The sequence below is a fragment of the Methanoregula sp. UBA64 genome (assembly GCF_002502735.1).
Taxonomy (GTDB): Archaea; Halobacteriota; Methanomicrobia; order Methanomicrobiales; family Methanospirillaceae; genus Methanoregula.
This window is the reverse complement of the sequence record NZ_DAQC01000001.1, coordinates 795,752-814,422: the sequence shown is the minus strand read 5'-3', so window position 1 is coordinate 814,422 and position 18,671 is coordinate 795,752. Positions and strand designations below refer to the sequence as shown.

Sequence of the window (18,671 nt, the reverse complement as noted above, 5' to 3'; positions counted from 1 at the left end):
GGATGTCCCCCGGCCTACGGCAACCTTCGCCCGGCCTTTCTCTCTTCGTAGGAGATCTGCGTGCTCCGGCCGGGAGTGAGCTCGTCCTTGTCATCTTCGCTGCTCCGGAACCGTTCTTCGAGCGGGATATCGGCACTCCTTCCCCGGTTCAGTGTCCGGTCCTCGTCCCGCGAACTCTGGAACCGCTCGTCCAGGGGGATGTTTGCGCTCCTCCCCCGGGAGAGCGTCCGATCCTCCTCGCGCGAACTCCGGAACCGTTCATCGAGAGGGATGCTGGTGCTCCGTCCGGAGGACACGCCCTCCCTGCCGTTTGTCGCGCTCTGCCAGCGCTCCTCGAAGGGGATCCCGGCACCCCCGTCGCGCGAACCCGGTGGACCCCTCGGGACATCCCGCGGGGTATCTGCATCGGTAATGAAATCGATACCGGAATCGTCGTCCCGCGCCGGCCCCCTCCGGCCAACAACGCGGGCAGGTTCGGCATTACCGCTCCCCTCCGTATTCCGGGGACCGGTGTAGGCATACCGGTTGCCCCCGGAACCTGCCCGGATCTTTGCAACCTCTTCGTCAATCGCCTCGTCGATCTCGCGCTGGCTCTTCTCGGTAAAGGAAAGGAACTGTAAAAAGGAGTCCGGCGCCCGGAAAACTACAGGATCGATCCGGTCGAACACCAGCGTCCGCTCCACCTCGCCGTACCAGCCGCCGGTGCGGATGGTGATCGCACTCCCGCCCGGCTCGAAGACATAAACCCGTTCGATGCTCCCGTCGCGGCCAAATGATGTCACTGCCACGCCCGATCCTTCGAACGAGTAGGTCTTCCCGACCGCCCCGTAGTCTCCCCCTTCCCGCATCACGATCTGCTGCCCGCCGTTCTCGTACCGGTAGGTCCGCGGCGGGTTCCCGAACGAGAAGGTCTCTTCGAGCATCCCGTAATCGTCAAAGACGAACCGGCGCAGCACTTTCGCCGGCGCCTTGGGGTCGTTCTCCGTCATCATATTCTCGCCCGGTGAGAATTTGTACATCCTGCGGAGCCTGTCGTGGCTGTCGTAGACCTGGACCCCGCCCGGCCCGTACCGGTAGATCCGGGCCACCCGGTCGCGGTCTTTGCCGTCATACTCTGTAATGACCGATTCTGTCATAGGTGCACGTCCGGCCTGATATGGTATCGGTATTTTATTCTCGGGATAAAAGGGTTTGTCCCGGGCGGGAGTGAATTCAAAGGTACAAGGCTGACCTGCCGGTTCGCAACCTTCATTCACTCGCAAAGCATACGGGTATACTGTTATGGCAGACGAAATTCCGGCTCCGGCCACCGAACCCTCTCCGGCCCCGGCCGCGGAACCAGAAAAGGTTCCGGCACCGGACATGCCCGCAATCTCGCGGGGAAAGACCCTCTACCTTGCAAAGTGGTCGACCCGGTTCTGGGCATGGCTTATCGACATTATCCTGATTATCCTGTTCCTGAATATCGTCAGCGGCATCCTCGCACCTCTCAACTGGAAGATGCACGCCCTCTGGGATGTCTGGCACCTGGGAGTCTTCGATTACGGCATCGATATCCTGATCTTCCTGTTATACTGGACCATCTGTGAGAGCTACAAGGGCCAGTCCATCGGGAAGATGGTCTTAAACATCCGCGTTGTCAACCGCGACGGTTCGAAGATCCACTGGACCACGGCTGCGATCGAGAGCCTCGGGAAAGCGTTCATCCCGGTACTCGTCCTCGACTGCCTGATCGGGTGGCTCGCTATGCCCGGCACCAAGCTCAGGGTCTTCAACCGGATCTCGAACACGATCGTTGTCAAGACCGATTACAGCGAGCCTGACGGCATCGTATACGTCAAGGACAAGGAGTAAGGCTTCCGGCCACTCCCCAATCTCTTTTTTTTAGTGTCTGGTTCGTGAGGTTTATTGGCCTTCCCGCCCTACAGTGGCACAATGCTTCCTGAAACCGAACCGGTACATGACATCGAATCGATGTACCACAGGAAGAACGGGAAGGTCATGATCGAGATCAAGCTCAGCTCGATCCCCCAGCTCTTCAATTCATTTGACCCGTCCCCGTTCTACGAGAAGGAGATTGATACCTCGGCCGAGCAGTATATCGTCGATACGGTAAAGGATTTTCCGGCAAAGACACAGTTTGGTATTCTCATCTATCTCCCTGCCGGGAAGAGCGACTGTACCGAGGCACAGAAGATCATCCCGGCAATCCACACGCACTTCGCCTACCGGGCACTTGCAACCGACAGAAAGTTACGGGCCCGGTTCCGGTTCGGGCGATGGGCTCTGCTTGTCGGCCTGTCATTCATGGTGATCGCCATGATCGCCCGACAGTTCGCGGGAGCCCTCCACAATCAGTTTCTCGCCCAGCTGCTTTCCGACGCGCTCCTGATTATCGGGTGGGCTGCGATGTGGGAACCGATCACGGTACTCCTCTATCAGCTCTGGCCGATTGTTAAGGAAAAGAAGATCTACGAGAAGATCAGCCGGATGGAGATCGAAATCCTCCCGGTAAAAGAATAAATCCCCTTTTTTTAACCGGGCCTGCGCATCATGGGTGCTTGCGTCTGCCCCGACAAGCTTCCCGCCGGCAAAACAAAACCGGACCTGGGGGCTTTATGGCGCTGCTGGCCCGCCGTTTTCTCGTGGTATAAAAATCAAAAACGGGTGTTTTAGATCTGGTCGATCCGGCACTGCTGTCGGGCATCGAGCTCTTTCTGGCAGGCCTCGCAAAATCCCTTCTTCTTGCCGTCGAGTTCGTCGAGCGTGTCCGGGCAGAACATGATGCACTCGTGGTTTTTGCAGTGGGCAAGGCCCAGCAGGTGGCCGACCTCGTGGGCCCCCTCGGTCACCAGCCTGTCGAACAGGGCATCGTCGTTTGGGGGAAGCCCGTAGAACTCGTTTGCGAGCCGGGCCGTCGAGACTACTGCGGCCCCGGCCTGCTCCCGTGCAAGGCCGAAGAGGGAGGAATGGCCGGGGTTAAAAAGGTCCTGGCTGACCACGAGAAGGACCGGTTCGTCCATCCGGTGCTGGTGTTTGTAAGCGGCAAGGTGATCGAGCTGCACCTGGGCGTCGATCTGTTTCCTCGCATTCACAAAGCCCATGATACGGACCGGGTTCTCCACGACAACCGCGGGAATCCCGGTTACCGACGCGATCATCCTCCCGACCGGCAGCTGCAGGCCTTCGGGAGCAAGCTGATCCCAAAAAATATGGAGCCGCATCGCTCTATACTATTGGATGGCCGGGTTTAAACATATTGAGCATTGCGTCGGTACCTACATTGCGGGACGGTATAAAAATCCCGTCGAGGCGGGGATCGGGAACAACCCGGATGCCGCACTGCGGATCCACAACGCCGGGATCCCGGTCCGGGCAGTCGATATCCACCCGTGTGCCCTGCCGGAAGGGATTTCATTTGCCCGGGACGATATCTTCTCGCCCGATCTCACCCGGTATGCCGGTGCCGATGTGATCTATGCGATACGGCCGGCAGAAGAGATGATCCCCCCGCTCATTGCGCTTGCAGAACAGATCGACTGCGACCTGGTGGTCTACCACCTCGGGTTCGAGGGGTATGGTAATGGGGGAGAGATCGTGGATTGCGGCGTGCCGCTCCATTATTACCGCAGGCGCACCTAAAACCCGTCAAAGAGCGTGGACTGGGTGGGCGGCTGCTTCTTTGGGGCGTTCTCCTCTTCCGTTTCGGGTGTGGGTATTGGTTCGGGAGCCGGTGGTTCCGGTTCTTTTACGGGAACCGGGGGAACTTCGGCGGCTGCCGGGGGATCGGCCTTCTCCGCGGGTTTTATTTTTTTTGCCTTCTTTTTTTGTTCGGCCTCACTATCCCGCTCTTTTTTTGCAAGACCCCGGATGATCTCCTGGGCCCGGGCCCGATCGTTTAAGAAGAAATTAAGCCCGTCTGCATCAAGCATGAGTTCCTGCGCATAGGTTCCCGGGTCGTGCTCCACGAGGAGCGAGACCGTTTCAAGATATTTCTCCCGGAGCGTGTCCTGCGGGAGCTGCATGGTTGAGGCAAGGCGCGAGAGCACGCTGTACCGGATCGCCTTCTGTCGCTTCGCCGTGGACATCTTCTGCCAGCGTTCGGGCGGCATGATCCGGGCATGGATGCCCCTGCCCCCGGCAGCATCGGCAACACCGAGGAGCATGAGGGCAGTTGCGTACCGCCAGAGCGTATGATACTGGCGCCGGTAGGTGTACCCGATGTACTCGTCGGCCCGTGAAAGCGAACGGTAGGCTTTTGCCACTGAAGGAGCGTCAGGAATGAAATGCACGTTTCCCTCCACCCACTGCTCGATATTCTCCGGCGTATCGTCCACATCATAGGAGAGCCGGAGGAGCTCTTCGTCGGAAGTCTTTGAAAAGATCGCGGAGACCAGGGTAAAGATCGATACCCGCTCGTCCTTTTGCGAGGTATGCACCTGTTCGTCGCCAAGGGAGTCCCGGCCGATGGCCGAGGCATAGAGCATGTTCACCGCAGCCCGGACGTCTCCTGCGGCGCTCTCGGCAATCCCGTGGATTGCCCCTTCGGAACAGGCAATCTTCTCCGCAGCGCAGATGTACTTGAGCCGGGGTGCTATCGACCGGGCGGGGATTGCCTTGAACTGGACCGGCTCGCAGCGGAGCCGGAGTTCGGCGGAGAGGCCGTACAGGTCGTTTGCGATAAGGATCATGGGCTGGCGGGCGTTTTTGATGCACTCGATGATCGCCTTCGCCCCGCCCCGGTCGGCAGTGCCCTGGAGGTTGTCCGCCTCGTCCATTACGATGAGTTTCCGCGAGGATCCGGTCAGGCTCGCGGTCGTACTCCCGGCGCCGGCAATCCGCTCGATCACGCCTGCCGTCCGCTGGTCGCTCGCATTGAGCTCGATCACTTCCCAGCCCATGTCCCGTGCGAGCGCATGGGCAGAGGTGGTCTTCCCGATCCCCGGCTTGCCGTAGAGAAGCAGGGGCTTTGACCGGAACGTCCAGGTCTTTGCCCATTCGGCCATCTGGCGGACCGCGGTTGAGTTGCCGACGATATCCGCGAGATGTTCGGGACGGTACTTCTCTGCCCATTCCATGCATGAGAGGTCGACCTTGCATCAAATAAATTATCTCTGATGAGCCCACACATAGCGTACAAGAATTTGTTTTTTCATATATACCGGGTGACTACGGTGGTTTCAGACTGTTCCACGACAAAGATCGCGCAGGTGGTCAGGGAGTACGAGGGGGTAAAGAGGAAACATGCCATCGGCGAGATGGTAAAGGCGTTAAAGATCGATGCGCCGCATGTTGTCGCCTCGTTTGGCGAGGATGCAGCGGTCATCGAGCATAACGGGGAAGCGCTCCTCCTTGCAGCAGACGGCATCTGGAGCCGGCTCATGGAGGCCGACCCGTACTGGGCCGGCTACTGCTCGGTACTCGTGAATGTCCACGACATTGCCGCCATGGGCGGGAAACCGATTGCCATGGTGGACATCTTCTCGATGCCAAAGAACACCCACACCCACGAGCAGGTGGTAAAAGGCATGCACGATGCCTCCGCCCAGTTCGGCGTACCGATTGTGGGAGGACACCTCCACCCCGACGCACCCTACAGCGTGATCGATGTCGCGATTCTCGGCTCGGCAAAGCTCGACGGGATTATCTACTCGAACAAGGCAGAGGAGGGAGACCGGATTATTGCCACGTTCGATCTTGCCGGCAGGGTCCACCCGTCGTGCTCCTTAAACTGGGACTCGGTCACCATGAAGTCCGCCGCCCATGTACGGGCACAGATTGCACTCCTTGAGGAGATCGGACGCGACCACCTGGTTACCTCGGGAAAAGATATCAGCAACCCGGGTCTTATCGGGACGATCGGGATGCTGCTGGAAGTGAGCGGGAAAGGCGCGGAACTCGACCTCGGCAAGGTGCCAAAGCCGGACCTTGCGGCAAACCATATGACATTCGAGCAGTGGGTGAAGATGTACCCCGGCATGGGTTTTGTGCTGACCGCAAAACAGGAACACGTGGACGAACTCATCCGGCGCTTTGCGGCCGTCGGTATGACCGCACGGGAGATCGGCACGGTCGATGCCACGCGCCGGCTCCGTATCAAATACGACGGGAACGAGGCAGAGGTCTTCGATTTTATTGCAAACGGGATCACCTGCCTTGCACGCGATGAGGCATGATGGTAACGATAGGGATCGGAGCAGCAGAGGACGCAGATCGGGTGATCGCGAGTGCCTGCCGGGTCAATCTGCCCTGTGACATTGCCTGCTATTGCCGGCCCGGGACGGTACGGGTACCGCCCGGTCACCCCGGGGTTACCCTCCGCGAGAGTCCCGCGCCGGAAAAAGCGCTCGTTTCCGATCTCATGGACGGCAGCATTGGCGCCGCGATCCGGGGAACGCTCCCCGCAAACGCGACCCTTGCGGCATTAAAACGCAGCGCCGGGGTCGACCACCTCGAACGCATTGCCCTTCTGGAGACTGCGGGGGGAAAAAAGTTCCTCTTTGCCCCGGTTGGGATCGACGAGGGATGGACCGTGGCTGACAAACTCGACCTTATCGCAAAAGGCCGGGCGATTGCAAAGAAATTCGGCCTTCCGGACAAGGTGGGGATACTCTCGGGCGGACGGCTGGGCGATATCGGGCGCCACCCGGTTGTGGACCGGAGCATGGCAGACGCAGAACTTGTCTCAAAACTGGGAAATGCCGTGCACTGCGAGATCCTGATCGAAGATGCGGTACAGAGCTGCGGGCTTATCATCGCACCCGACGGGATCTCCGGGAACCTGGTCTTCCGGACGCTCGCCTTTCTGGGAGCCGGGCACGGACATGGGGCGCCGGTCGTAAATATCGATAGAATATTTGTGGATACCTCGCGCGCCCAACCGGATTACGCCAATGCGCTATTGCTCGCAGCAGCATTGTTGGAATAAATTTTCGCCCGTTTACGGGCCTCTTTTTTCAGAACAACCTGATATAACGGGTTAAAAAATATTCTGCGCAATTCCAAAGCGCGTTTTCCCTATACGCTTCTGCATGGCTTCCAAAATCGTTTTGGTGCGCAATATGCGGTATTTTCACAGAAAGTTTTTATAGGTGACAGGAGACTTTCTTTTTGAGGTATGTAAAATGGCAGATTTACCAATCGCCGCTGTTGTACGGATTGCAAAGAAGAACGGAGCCGAAAGAGTAGGAAGCGATGCAGCCGAGGCACTTGTGATCAAGGCAGAGAAGTACATTGCCCAGCTCACCAAGGAAGCCAACAAGCTCGCAGAGCACGCAGGCAGGAAGACCATCAAGAAGGAAGACGTGGACCTTGCGTCCAAGTCCAACTAAATCCTCTTTTTCTTCTCTTACGGATATTCCGGGATCAATGCCCGTCTCCGTTTGCAGGAGATTATCTAAAAACAAAAAAACGTGATGAAAAAGGGAAAGTAAAACCGGGGAACGTCAATCGATCCCGCGCCCGGTCACAAATTCGCTGCTGCTATTCTCTTTTGCAGCATGCTCAGACAGGATTCTCGAGATCTCGTCGTACACTTTTCCCTTGTCCTTTGCCCCGGTAAAGAGGATCCGGGAGCCGTCCGTTTCATCCTTGAGATACGCTGCTTCGTCGTACACGATCACCATGATCTCGTTCTCCGGCCCGATGCAGTGCTCCTCGTACTCCCCTTTCATGTACCGTTCGCGCTGCTCCTTTGTCGGCGCCGCATATTTACTGTCGTACCGGAAGACACCCGTATCAATCACCTGGAAACCGTCAAAAATAGAACGGCGGGCCTAAAACGTCCCCTTTGTGCTCGGGACGCCCTTTGACCTGCCGGATTTTCTTAAGGCATTACCGAGCGCAATCCCGAACGCCTTGAAGGCCGCCTCGCACTGGTGGTGGTCGTTCTTCCCGGCAAACGTGATATGCGCCGTGATCCCGGCGTGCATGCAGAGGGAGTAGAAGAAATGCTCGAAAAGATCGGAGGGGATATTCCCGAGCGTCTTATTCCCGAACGTCCCGGTATAGACGAGATACCCCCGGCCGCCGCAGTCGAGGGCCGCCTGCGCAAGAGACTCGTCCATGGGGATGATGGCGTGGCCAAAGCGCGTGATACCCTTCCCGTCGCCGATTGCCTTTTTGACCGCCTCGCCAATCACGATCCCCACGTCCTCGATCGTATGGTGGCAGTCCACGGAAAGGTCGCCCTTTGCCGTGCAGGAAAGATCAAAGCCGCCGTGTTTTGCCATGCCGGTGAGCATGTGGTCGAAGAACGGGATGCCGGTCTCGACCGAGACCTTCCCGGTCCCGTCTGGGTTAAAGGTGAGGGTGATCGCGGTCTCTTTTGTCTCCCGCGAAATGGTAACTTTTCTCATCGAGATTCCTCTAGTGCCTCTGAAAGGTTAATCTTTCCGCTGTACAGCGCCGATCCGAGCACCGCCCCGTACGCCCCTGCATCCCTCAGGGCTGCTACGTCCGTTCGGGCCGAGACCCCGCCGGCAACCACCACCGGGATTTTAACACTCCCGATGAGTTTTTTTACCGGGCCGGCGGCAATTCCGTTCTGGAGCCCTTCGACATCCACGTTCGTATAGAGAAGGTACCCGGCGCCGAGGGTCTCGAACCTCTGCGCCCAGCCGATATAATCGCCGGCAGCCTCCTGCCAGCCGTGAATCGCCACCTGCCCCCCCTTAGCATCGACGCCGGCCATCACCCGGTCGCTCCCGAACTCATGCGAAAGCGTCTGGATGCTCTCCGGCTCTTTTACCGCAAAGGTGGAGAGGATAATGCGGGAGACGCCGGTATCGAGCCAGCGGCGGGCATCGCCGACCGAGCGGATGCCGCCGCCAAGCTCGATCTCGACACCGGTCTCTTTAACGAGGGACCGGATCAGTTCGGCATTTTTCGCAGATTCCCCGAATGCCCCGTCGAGATTGACCACATGGAGCGCTTCGGCACCGGCGTCGAGCCAGCGCCGTGCGCAGGAGAGCGGGTCGCCGTACGCGGTCGCGGTCTCGCGCTTCCCCTGCACGAGCTGGACGCACCGTCCGCCAAGGATGTCCACGGCAGGAAAGATTCTCATGGCTCTAGCGGATCATCCGTTCGATCGACATCACGAGGATATCGCGGGCACCGGCACGCTTCAACGCATTGATCAGCGTGTAGACGCGTTCCTCGTTGACCACTGCGTGGACCGCCACCATGTCCTCGGTGGATGCAACGTCCATCACGGTCGGACCCGAAAGGCCGGGCAGGACGCTTTTCACCTTCTCAAGTGCCGCCCGTTTGACGTTCATCATCAGGTAGCACTGGCCGCGGGCCCGGATCACGCTCTCGAGGGCCAGGTGGATCTCGTCGATCTTGTCGCGCTTTGCTGCAAGCGCCCTGCGGTTTGCAATCAGGTGGGTCGAGGTGACAAGAACTTCGTCAATAACCCGGAGCCGGTTGGTCTTTAAGGTGTTTCCCGAGCTCGAAAGATCGACAATGGCATCGGCAATCCCGAGATGGGGCGTGGCCTCGCAGGCCCCGCCCACAATGACGATGGTCACCGGCACGTGGCGCTCTGCAAAGTATTTTTTCGTGATGGTGGGAAACTCTGTAGCGATCTTTGCGCCTTTGAGCTGCTTGATGCTCGTTACGGGAGAGTCCTCGCGAACCGCGAGAACGAGCTTTGCCTTTCCGAACTGGAGGTCGAGAAGCTCTTCGACATCGGACTCCCGCTCGCAGACCATATCGTGGCCGGTGATCCCGAGATCTGCTGCTCCCGTTGCCACGTACTCGGGGATATCGATGGGCCGGGCAAAGAGGATCTCTACGTGGGGGTCGAGCGTCCGGGCAATGAGCTTGCGCTCAGCGGTGTCCTGCAGGTGGAGACCGCTTTTTTCCATGAGGTCGGTGATCGGCGCTGCAATCCTGCCTTTATTGGGGATCGCAAGCCGGATCACGCCGGAAAAAGAAGCGGGGTCTCCTGCCGGTGCAGGAGTATTCTTCCTGGTGCCTTTTTTGGGGTTAGAAGGTCTTGAGTTCGCCACGGATTACCTTCTCCGTGATGCTTGTTACATTTGCAAGGTTTTTGTCAACGATCTCGAGGACTTCTCCGTTGATCTCCTTTAAGGTGGTGCCTTTCTTCGGGAGCACCTGGATGCTTGCCATGAGCGGCTGGTCGATCGGCTTACCTATCTGGGAGAGGAGCCGGACGTACATCTCTTCGACACCGGAGACTTCTTTGACCGTTTCCTGGGCTATCTGGGTGGAGAGGAGGTTGTAGATCTTACCGATGTGGTTGATCGGATTCTTGCCGCTTGTGGCTTCCATACTCATCGGGCGGTTGGGGGTGATGAGCCCGTTGCAGCGGTTGCCCCGGCCTACAGAACCGTCGTCGCCCATCTCGGCCGAGGTGCCGGTGACCGTCAGGAAAACACTCTTGTTCTTGATATCGTCGGCGGTGTTGACTTCGACGATAACCTTGCGCGAGGTGCTCTTCTTTGCGACTTTGGTGATCTCCTCGTTTAAGAGGACCATGTATTCCTGGTATTCCTTGATGTCCGCACAGTACTTGTCGACAATGGCACAGGCTACGGTGAGCGTGATGGTGTTGCCGTTCCGCAGGCCCATGATCTTGATGTCCTGGCCGATTGCCGGGTATTTCTTACGGAGTTTGGTATCGATATAGCCGGCGCTGTTCCGGATAATGGTCTCCACATCGGAGAACGGGGCATGGCCGACCCCGAACGAGGTATCGTTTGCCCGCGGAACCTTGCCGGTCTTGGGCTTGAAGACATCCCGAAGATCGGTGGAACCTGTTCCGAGCCTGCTGTCGATGATGACATCGCGCTGGAGGTTGAGCTCGGGCAGGATCGAGTGGAGGTACTCGTGTGCTGCCTCAACGGCAACTGCATCGGTGGGGAGGGTGACGCCGTCAAACTGCTTGGTGGCCCGGCCGTCAAGGAGAATGTAGATAGGCCGGATCATCTTGCCGCCGCCGAACTTCGGGCAGGACTCGCCCGCAACGACCTCGCCCTGGTCGGTGTTGTGGTGGAGGACGACACCGAAGTGATCGAGATAGGTCTTGCAGAGGGCCCGGGAGATAGACTCCGCGATACCGTCAGCAATGCTGTCGGGGTGCCCAAGGCATTTGCGTTCGACAAGTTCGATCTGCTGCTTTTCCAACGGGATCTGGTTTAATGCTTCGATCTGGATATTTCGCTTCATTTACTATTTCCTCGGGTTTACTCCGTAATCGTACTATTAAAAGAGACGGTGATTCATATAACCATTTCTTCTTAGGCAAGAGATGCGGAAGAAATATTCCCGGGAGTAATAAAAAACCCTTAAGGGGATGGGCTCTAACGCCGGAGGAACTTCTGGAGGATCGTCATATCGCTCCCCTTAGGGGTCCGCTTTACCGGGGGCCTGCGGGGCGGTTCCACATCCTCGTCATCTTCGTGGACTTCCTCGATACGCGGGAGCTTTTTCAGGTGCGGCGCAGTCGTTGCCGCAGCGGCAGGAGCCGGCCGGGGAAGGGTTTTGGCGTGCCGGGCTGCCGTTGTTTCGGCCTTTGCACGCCCCAGTTTCGTCCCGCATCCCGGGCAGAAATTTGCCTCTGCCGGGAGTTTCTTCCCGCAGTTATAACAGAACTGCGGGTTCTCGGCAGATTCCTCCGGCGGCATAACCTGCCGGCGGATGGTTGGCATCTCGACCGGTGGTATCTCGGCGAGAGGCTCCGGTTCAGGAATGGGGCGGCGGATTGGCTCGACAGAGGTGCTCCGGATTGGGCGGATGGTGGTCTGCCGCATTGGCTGGACCGGGTTATTCATGGCCGAACGGACTGCGGTATGTACCTCCGGTTTTTTTATGAGCAGGGTATCGGATCGTACCGGGTGCTGCTGCTGTTCGCCAACTGTCCGCACCTGCACCTTCCGGTGCTGGGGCACAACTTCTGGTTCTTCGGGCTCCCGGACAATCGGCATCAGGCGCTTTACCGGGGGCTGGCGCTCATGCTCCTTGAGGGGCTTGTGGGTCGGGCGGAGTTCCTCGTGGCGTACTGCCGGCTTTGCCGGGCGGACCGGCGGCAAATCTTCCGGTTCCTCTTCCTGCTCCTCTTCAACAAGAGGTTCTTCGGCAGGCTCTTCCCTTGCGGGTGGCGGGGTTGCCCGGCGCGGTTTCTTGCCTCTGGTCTCCTCGTGCAGGAGCGCAACCCAGTCCTCGACCTCTGCCGACCGGTCGGTACCGTCCTGGGTAAAGACCAGTTTCATGGTCTTGATATCCTCGTCATCGGCCGATTTCACGGAAAGGACAAGCACCGGGTCGGAATTTTCGGAATACTCAATGGTGCTGTCGGCAATGGTGGGGCGGGGAACGTCTTTTGCGGTGACCCGGATCTTCTTTTCCTGGGAGTCGATCAAAAAGATCCGCTGGTTCGTGAGATAGGCATGAAAAGCGAACTTTTTTACCGAGACGTTTAATGAACCAATCAGGATCTGCTCCCCGGACTGGAGCACACGCGAGAGTCCGCCATCTTCCTCTTCCTCGCCATCCGGTTCACCGGCGGGTTTTTCCTGTTCCCGCTTTGGCGCCTGCTTTTGGGGGATATTGCGCTGCGGGGCCTGGGCCGGCCGGCCGGCTGCCGACCGCGCCGGGGTGCCTGTCGGGATCTCGCCCCCGCAGTATCCGCAGACCTCGACATTATCCCGGATATTCATCCCGCAGTGCGGACACTTTTTCATCAGATCTTCTCCCTTACCCGCTACCCAGAGTAGATAAGTATAATGTTTTCTTATGATATGAAAAATGCTCTGTTACCTGTTTTTGTTAATTACGGGACAACCGATGTCTCCCGTGGTTTAGGATCGGCAGAAAGGTACCGCGCAGTCAGGGCGGCAACCATCGCATCGATCCCGGTATCATTGGAAACCGCGTGGATATAGATGACCGGGGCGGGCCGGCATGTAGTGACAATGCTGTTTATCCGGCATGCAGTTTCATCGCCGTCACGGTAACAGGCATCCGACATGAGGGCGCCGAATCGCCGCTCGATCAGTTCGGAAAAACCGGTATGGCAGCCTTCGATATGGCAGATCCTGCCTTTTGCATAGATCATCAGGATTCCCTGTGCATGCCCGGTCTCCTCGTCCTGCAGGCAGAACGAGGAAAAATCCTCTTCGCCATAGGCATTCAGGAAACGCCGGTACACCATGTTGCTCCGCAGCCGGAAGTCTGCCATGACCTGGCCGAGCCGGCTGTCCTGGTATTTTGAGAGATCCTGCCCGCATTCCTGAACAAGGGAGGAAAACGCCGGCTGCCCAAGTGCTTCTTTTACGGTCCGTTTCGACTGGGTAAAGAGATCATGGCGCAGGCCTTTGAGGAACTGCAGTGCAACGGGCCGGAAGTACAGGGTCTTTGTCTCCCCGGGAACGGCAAGCGTCCCGTCGCGGAGCGCAGAAAACGATGCCGGGATACCTTCTATCTCACGGGCCGGGCGTGCCGGCCGATGCACCGGGGCCGTAACGGGCGGAGCCTCGGGCCTGGGCGCTTTAAGCCGGTACCCGGTGACCCGCACACGGGAAGACGAGGCGGGTTTTCCCTCCTGTTCCATGCGTGCAAGTGCCGCCCAGTCGTCCGCCGATTTTGCAGAATTCAGGTGCTGGCGCCAGCGGGGATCGGAGATATGGGCGATCGAGACAAGCCGGAACCGGTCTTTCTCCGGCACAAACTTGGCGCCGCAGTGGGAACAGTCAAGATAATAGTCTGTCGGGGGGATCCCAAAGAGCCGTTTCCCGGTAACCCGGTTGAGGATGCCGGTCCGGCAGACCGGGCACCGGGCAAGCCATGCATCTCCCGCACCGCCGGAGGTTCCCGGGCTTACGGCAGATCCCACGTCCCCCGATCCGATATGCCAGGTCCATGCGGAGATCAGCCGGATCCCCCGCATCTGGGTGCGGGTTTTTGTATCGATCATTTCTGCCGGTTCGGTAAGGCCGGCGGTGGAAAGGACATCGGCGATCGCGGCAGCTACTGCGCTCTGGTTCCCGCCGAGTCTTCCCGAGAGGCACTCGCCAAGCCCCGGTACTGTGCGGTCCCCTTTTTCCAGGGTCTTAAGGGGAAGTGTCCGGAGAACCTCGGCGTTGAGGCACTCCATGGCAACCGCGACCAGCTCCGGGGTTATCTCCACCCCCTCGCGGGGGAACGGGAGCCGGGCTACCCGACGGTTGATAGTCTCGCAGGCAAGTGCATGGATATTTTTTGGTATCGGAAGGAACTGGGGGGCCGCCATGGGTATTTTCGCCCTTACCTGTTGGCGGGAATCGCGGATAAACACTTGCAGACTGTACCGCGATCCATCCGCCGGGTTTTTTACGGTCAGCATGAGAATGCAGGATCATGGAGCGTTGCGGGCTGGATTCTTTTTGTGCAGCGCTGCTCTCCCTTTCCTGAGGTGACCGGAGGGCTGTCGATACTGCCCGGGGCCGTCCGGGAGTAACCGCATATACAGTCCGCTCGTTTGACGGCGACGCGCTCCAGTTCACCCTCCCTCTTCTTATCCGCCGCAGACTTAATGAGGAGATCCCGGAATGCGCGGCAGGAGGATTCACCAGAAAAAGACAATCCTCAAATATCATTACAGGAAAATTCGGGTACCATGAAGGTCGTACTAGCAGTCGCTCCCGAGAAGTTCCGGGACGAAGAACTGGCAGAACCGGTGGCGGCGCTCAAACAGGCGCAGATCCCTTTTGATATTGCATCGACACGTTCGGGCACCTGTACCGGGATGCTCGGCGCGAAGGTGACCGCCACTATGTCTTTTGATGAGATCGACCCCAAAAACTACGAGGCCCTTATTATTATCGGCGGAAACGGAAGCCAGATCCATCTCTGGGACGACGATCTCCTGGTTCGCCTTGCGGGTTTCTTTTATGAGACCGACAAGGTCGTTGCTGCGATCTGCCTTGCGCCGGTCGTGCTCGCCCACGCTGGTATCCTCAAAGGAAAGAAGGCAACGGTATACAACAGCCAGACTGCCGTCTTTGAGATGAAGAAAGGACGGGCTGTCGTTGTCGATGAACCGGTGGTAAAAGACGGACGGATCATTACGGCAAACGGCCCGCAGGCAGCAAAGGCATTTGCTGCTGCCGTGGTAAAGGAAGTCACCTCGGACCCCTGGGGAACACCCTCGGGCAAGGGATTCCAGTACTGATCCTCTCTCTCTTTTTCTGACCGGCAAAGCCGGTACCGGATAAAAATGGAGCCTTCGGGCTGCCCCACCACAATCGGGAGTACTTCTGTTTCTGGTGCGTCGGTTATGTTACAAGTTCGCGGATCTGCCTGATTATTGCGGCAAACTCGGTATCGTCCGGCATTCCCTTTGCAAACTCCACATCGCTTGTCCGTTCGAGGATCGTACCGATAACCTCGGCACCGGGCCGGCGGGAAGCAGCGAGAACGGATACGAGCTCGGCATTGGTGAGTTCGCGCCGGTCGCCATGGTAGTACGAGAGGAAGACCCGGGCTGCCCGTCCGGCAAGGCCGTATGCGTCGCGGAACTCGTGGCGGCCGTAGGCTGCCTCAGCTTCTGCAAGCAGGCGCAGGGCCTCTTTGCGGTAATCGAGCGGGACCGGCGTAGGGCGCAGAGGGGAAACGACTGCCGGAAGGACCGGTTTTCTGGCTTTCAGGCGCCGCCAGATCAACCACGCACAGACCGCTGCAATGACAAGGACCACGGCAATGATCGCGATGAGCAGATAATCCGGGCCTTTTTCATTGAGGCCGAGCGAGACCTGCGTTACGTTCCCGTTCTCTACGGTTGCATTGACAAATCCCGGTGTCCCTTTGTCCGTGAGGTAGGTCACGTTGACCATTGCCCCGGTGAGGGTCACGTTCGTGAGCGTGGTATTCCGGGTATAGCCCTTGTCGGAGAGCGTCCGGACAAACGACTGGTACGTGGTGTTTGCTGCAAGCGGAGAGGTCACGTTGAGGGTAGTCGCCGACTGTTCGAGAACCGAGGGTACGACGCCCTGTGTCATGGCACCGTTCAGGGTAACCTGCTCTCCTGCTGCATTCTGGTATGTCATGGCAAAGGAGCCGTCGGAACCCGATGTCGGGGTCGTGTCAACGGACGCCCGGGAATAGCCATCAGCCGCAAGGGTCTCGTTTACCTGTCGGACAAGCGGGTCGGCATCGAGGGCCTGGGCAAATGCCTTCTTTGCCTGTTCCTTCTCTGCCGCCTCGCGCTGGAGCTGCTCTTTTAAGGCCGACGTATCCTGCGACATCTGGTTGTTCTGGAGTGCCGAGGAAGACGATTGAGATGCATCGCGGCCTGCCTGCTGCTGGACCGATACCGACTGCTGCATGACCTGGACCGAGCTGGACCCGAAGGCCGAGGTTGCAGCGCCGCTCGTGCTCGTCTGCTTTCCACCCTGCGACTGCGTGTACTGCGCGGGGTCCTGCACGAAGTGGACCGTGATGGTCGGGAGCGTTACCTGGGTTGCCGAGGGGTCCGTGTACTGGAAGGCGACCTGGATCTGGATCGACTCCGGGACATTCGAGGTCCCGGCGCTGATGTTGATATACGAGCTGCCCGAGGGAACCGTGGTGGTATAGACCCGGTTCTTGGTGCTCGTTAAGGTAGAACCGGTGTTCTGGAGCTGTTCTACGGTCGTGAACTGGAGCGTCCCGTCGATATCGTGATCGTAGGTGTTGGTGACCGGAAGCGCGATCGCTGCGGTATCCCCGAGGGCGAAGTAGTAATCGGTCTTGTCGGATGTGATCGTGATTCCGGCTGCAAGAGCGGCCGGGACCACGAGCAGGGCACAGAGGAGCAGGAAGAGTCCTGCATGCCACGCCTTCATTGGATGATCCGCCCCCTGCCATACCGGAGCCAGAATTCGATGATGAGGAGGAGAAGGGCAGCGGCAAAGAACCAGTCCCTGATACTCGTATCCTCTTTTTCGTGCACGATGCTGGAGCTTAATCCCGAATACACGGTCTTGAGCGTCCGCTCATCGACCGACTTGAAGTACTTCCCGCCGGTCTGGTCGGCAATCGACTGGAGCGTCTTTTCGTCGAGCTGGGCATACTGGGGGTTGCCCATCCAGTCATAGCCGAGCACGGTCGGGGTCGTTGTCCCGAGGCCAACGGTAAAGACCGGGATGCCGGCGGTTTTTGCAAGCGCAACTGCTTCGTCCGGGGAGATGACTCCGGCATTATTGACGCCATCCGAGAGGAGGATGATCACGCTTTTCTTGTTTGGCACCGACTGGGCCATATCTACCCCGAGCGCAAGGCCGTCGCCGATCGCGGTCTCCCCGCTGCTCGGCTCGATCGCCCCAATCTTCTCTTTTACCCGATCCTTGTCCTGGCTGAGGTACGCAGCCGTGGTTGCACCGGACTGGAAGGTTACGACCCCAACGGAATCCTTCGGGTCGAGACTTGAAACGAGCTGTTCGGCAGCGGTCTTTGCCGCCTCGATACGCGTGGGCTGGTAATCGTTTGCCTGCATGCTCCCCGAAATATCGAGGACGAGGATGACGTTGGTCCCTTCTTTGGTCTGTTCGAGTGGGATGTGGGGGTCGGCCAGGCCGATGACCAGAAGACCGATGACCGCGAGCGCTACGATAAAGAGGATATGGGCTCTTTTTGATTTCCGTGCATCGCCGAGCGCGGATTTCACGAACGCTATCCGGGAGAAAGCGATGGCTTCCTGCTTCTTTTTCCGGGTGATGTACCAGTAGACGCCGGCAAGCACCGGAATGAGGAGGAGGGCAAACAGCCAGGCCGGCTCATAAAACCCGGACATAGCCCGCCCTCCTCTTTGCCACCCCGCCAAAGAACCGTTTTAACGGGATGTCGTAGGGTTCGTCAGTCAAAAGCGCCGTCTCCGGGATCCGGTTCTTTGCAAAGTCCGCGTGCAGGCGCCGGTCTGCTTCCGTAACGAGCTCGCTGTAGCGCTCGCGGAAGACCGGGTCCGAAGTATCGACAAGGACCTGCTCACCGGTCTCGGGGTCTTCGAGTTCTATTAAGCCCACATCGGGCAGGTCGAGTTCCCGCGGGTCGGCGACCCGGATCGCAAGCACCTCGTGGCGGCGCCGGAGGATCCGGAGCGGCAGGAAAAAGTCCGGGGACGCAAAGTCCGAGAGGATGACAATCGAACACCGGCGCGAGAGGGCACCGGCAAGGAACCGGGCCGCGGCGGCCAGATCGGTCTTTTGCGACGCTGCCGCATGGTCGATCATCACGTTGAAGAGGTTTGCCAGGTGTTTTCTCCCGCGTTTGGCCGGGATGAACTTCTCCACCCGGTCCGAGAAGAGCACGAGGCCGATCCGGTCGTTGTTTTTTACCGCCGCAAACGCAAGGCTCGCTGTTACTTCGAGGATCTTTCTCTGTTTTGTTGTCTCGGAGCCAAATCCCGAGGACCCGGAGATGTCCACGACAAAGTAGAACGTCTGGTCCCGCTCCTCGGTGAACTCCTTGATGAACGGGCGGCTGTAGCGTGCCGTCACCTTCCAGTCGATGGAGCGCACATCGTCCCCGGGCACGTACTCGCGGATCTCGGAGAACTCGATGCCCTGCCCCTTAAAGACCGAGTGGTGCGGACCGGACTGGAGCCCTTCGACAAGGATGCCGGTTGCAAGATCGATCTTTTTGAGCTGGCGGATCAGTTCGGCGCGGTCGTCCATCCCGCATCCCCCATAAAG

The 18,671-nt window shown here is 58.7% G+C and carries 20 protein-coding genes; 7 read left to right on the top strand and 13 right to left on the bottom strand.

Annotated elements, in window-relative coordinates; genetic code table 11:
* Positions 1–14: 14 nt before the first annotated feature.
* Positions 15–1,136, bottom strand: coding sequence for a hypothetical protein (locus BP758_RS03925; RefSeq protein ID WP_292368898.1), 1,122 nt, complete (start codon positions 1,134–1,136; stop codon positions 15–17).
* A 145-nt stretch (positions 1,137–1,281) separates the two neighbouring features.
* Here BP758_RS03925 and BP758_RS03920 point away from each other — a divergent pair, with 145 nt between their 5' ends.
* Both BP758_RS03920 and BP758_RS03915 read left to right on the top strand, forming a co-directional pair.
* Complete coding sequence (locus tag BP758_RS03920) at positions 1,282–1,854, top strand: RDD family protein (RefSeq protein ID WP_292368896.1); 573 nt, start codon at positions 1,282–1,284, stop codon at positions 1,852–1,854.
* A gap of 81 nt (positions 1,855–1,935) precedes the next feature.
* Positions 1,936–2,523 (top strand): hypothetical protein, encoded by a 588-nt coding sequence (locus tag BP758_RS03915; protein WP_292368893.1) that lies wholly within the window; start codon positions 1,936–1,938, stop codon positions 2,521–2,523.
* 149 nt (positions 2,524–2,672) lie between these two features.
* On the opposite strand, the gene BP758_RS03910 is transcribed toward BP758_RS03915, so the two are convergent.
* Complete coding sequence (locus BP758_RS03910) at positions 2,673–3,224, bottom strand: archaemetzincin family Zn-dependent metalloprotease (protein WP_292368890.1); 552 nt, start codon at positions 3,222–3,224, stop codon at positions 2,673–2,675.
* Positions 3,225–3,240: 16 nt separating this feature from the next.
* Between BP758_RS03910 and BP758_RS03905 the strand changes: the two genes are divergently transcribed.
* Complete coding sequence (locus tag BP758_RS03905; RefSeq protein WP_292368888.1) at positions 3,241–3,642, top strand: UPF0146 family protein; 402 nt, start codon at positions 3,241–3,243, stop codon at positions 3,640–3,642.
* Here the strand turns inward: BP758_RS03905 and BP758_RS03900 are convergent.
* A complete protein-coding gene (locus tag BP758_RS03900) occupies positions 3,639–5,078 on the bottom strand; it encodes a replication factor C large subunit (RefSeq protein ID WP_292368886.1) in 1,440 nt (479 codons plus the stop codon). The genes BP758_RS03905 and BP758_RS03900 overlap by 4 nt on opposite strands.
* Positions 5,079–5,174: 96 nt before the next feature.
* On the opposite strand from BP758_RS03900, the gene BP758_RS03895 reads away from it, so the two are divergent.
* The 3 genes from BP758_RS03895 to BP758_RS03885 all read left to right on the top strand — a co-directional run bounded on the left by BP758_RS03895 (position 5,175) and on the right by BP758_RS03885 (position 7,331).
* The gene (locus BP758_RS03895) at positions 5,175–6,176 is read left to right on the top strand and encodes a methanogenesis marker 2 protein (protein WP_292369962.1); all 1,002 of its coding nucleotides are present in this window, start codon (positions 5,175–5,177) and stop codon (positions 6,174–6,176) included.
* Positions 6,173–6,928: a methanogenesis marker protein Mmp4/MtxX gene (gene mtxX, locus BP758_RS03890; RefSeq protein WP_292368884.1), complete on the top strand. Its 756-nt coding sequence runs from the start codon at positions 6,173–6,175 to the stop codon at positions 6,926–6,928. The genes BP758_RS03895 and mtxX overlap by 4 nt, the downstream gene beginning before the upstream one ends.
* 196 nt (positions 6,929–7,124) lie before the next feature.
* On the top strand, positions 7,125–7,331 hold the full coding sequence (locus BP758_RS03885) for a histone family protein (RefSeq protein ID WP_292368882.1): 207 nt from the start codon (positions 7,125–7,127) through the stop codon (positions 7,329–7,331).
* 114 nt (positions 7,332–7,445) lie between these two features.
* Here BP758_RS03885 and BP758_RS03880 read toward each other — a convergent pair whose 3' ends face one another.
* The 7 genes from BP758_RS03880 to BP758_RS03850 form a co-directional block, all read right to left on the bottom strand.
* Positions 7,446–7,745, bottom strand: a complete 300-nt coding sequence (locus BP758_RS03880; protein ID WP_292368880.1) for a hypothetical protein — start codon at positions 7,743–7,745, stop codon at positions 7,446–7,448.
* Positions 7,746–7,775: 30 nt separating this feature from the next.
* Positions 7,776–8,357 (bottom strand): imidazoleglycerol-phosphate dehydratase HisB, encoded by a 582-nt coding sequence (hisB, locus tag BP758_RS03875; RefSeq protein ID WP_292368878.1) that lies wholly within the window; start codon positions 8,355–8,357, stop codon positions 7,776–7,778.
* The gene (hisA, locus tag BP758_RS03870) at positions 8,354–9,064 is read right to left on the bottom strand and encodes a 1-(5-phosphoribosyl)-5-[(5-phosphoribosylamino)methylideneamino]imidazole-4-carboxamide isomerase (protein WP_292368876.1); all 711 of its coding nucleotides are present in this window, start codon (positions 9,062–9,064) and stop codon (positions 8,354–8,356) included. The genes hisB and hisA overlap by 4 nt, the downstream gene beginning before the upstream one ends.
* Positions 9,065–9,068: 4 nt before the next feature.
* Positions 9,069–9,926 (bottom strand): ATP phosphoribosyltransferase, encoded by an 858-nt coding sequence (gene hisG, locus BP758_RS03865; RefSeq protein WP_292368874.1) that lies wholly within the window; start codon positions 9,924–9,926, stop codon positions 9,069–9,071.
* A 64-nt stretch (positions 9,927–9,990) separates the two neighbouring features.
* Positions 9,991–11,193, bottom strand: a complete 1,203-nt coding sequence (locus tag BP758_RS03860; protein ID WP_292368872.1) for a methionine adenosyltransferase — start codon at positions 11,191–11,193, stop codon at positions 9,991–9,993.
* A gap of 134 nt (positions 11,194–11,327) precedes the next feature.
* Positions 11,328–12,707: a zinc-ribbon domain-containing protein gene (locus BP758_RS03855; RefSeq protein WP_292368870.1), complete on the bottom strand. Its 1,380-nt coding sequence runs from the start codon at positions 12,705–12,707 to the stop codon at positions 11,328–11,330.
* Positions 12,708–12,796: 89 nt separating this feature from the next.
* Positions 12,797–14,254 carry a hypothetical protein gene (locus tag BP758_RS03850; RefSeq protein ID WP_292368868.1) on the bottom strand — a complete coding sequence of 486 codons (1,458 nt, stop codon included), beginning with the start codon at positions 14,252–14,254 and terminating at the stop codon, positions 12,797–12,799.
* Between the two features lie 366 nt (positions 14,255–14,620).
* Between BP758_RS03850 and BP758_RS03845 the strand changes: the two genes are divergently transcribed.
* Positions 14,621–15,175: a DJ-1/PfpI family protein gene (locus tag BP758_RS03845; protein ID WP_292368866.1), complete on the top strand. Its 555-nt coding sequence runs from the start codon at positions 14,621–14,623 to the stop codon at positions 15,173–15,175.
* A gap of 103 nt (positions 15,176–15,278) precedes the next feature.
* Here BP758_RS03845 and BP758_RS03840 read toward each other — a convergent pair whose 3' ends face one another.
* Genes BP758_RS03840 through BP758_RS03830 form a run of 3 tightly spaced genes read right to left on the bottom strand, consistent with a single transcriptional unit; the run spans position 15,279 to position 18,653 of the window.
* Positions 15,279–16,826, bottom strand: a complete 1,548-nt coding sequence (locus BP758_RS03840) for a hypothetical protein (protein WP_292368864.1) — start codon at positions 16,824–16,826, stop codon at positions 15,279–15,281.
* Positions 16,823–17,773, bottom strand: coding sequence for a vWA domain-containing protein (locus BP758_RS03835; RefSeq protein ID WP_292368862.1), 951 nt, complete (start codon positions 17,771–17,773; stop codon positions 16,823–16,825). Before BP758_RS03835 ends, BP758_RS03840 begins: the two co-directional genes overlap by 4 nt.
* Positions 17,757–18,653 carry a DUF58 domain-containing protein gene (locus BP758_RS03830; RefSeq protein ID WP_292368860.1) on the bottom strand — a complete coding sequence of 299 codons (897 nt, stop codon included), beginning with the start codon at positions 18,651–18,653 and terminating at the stop codon, positions 17,757–17,759. The genes BP758_RS03835 and BP758_RS03830 overlap by 17 nt, the downstream gene beginning before the upstream one ends.
* Positions 18,654–18,671: the final 18 nt, after the last annotated feature.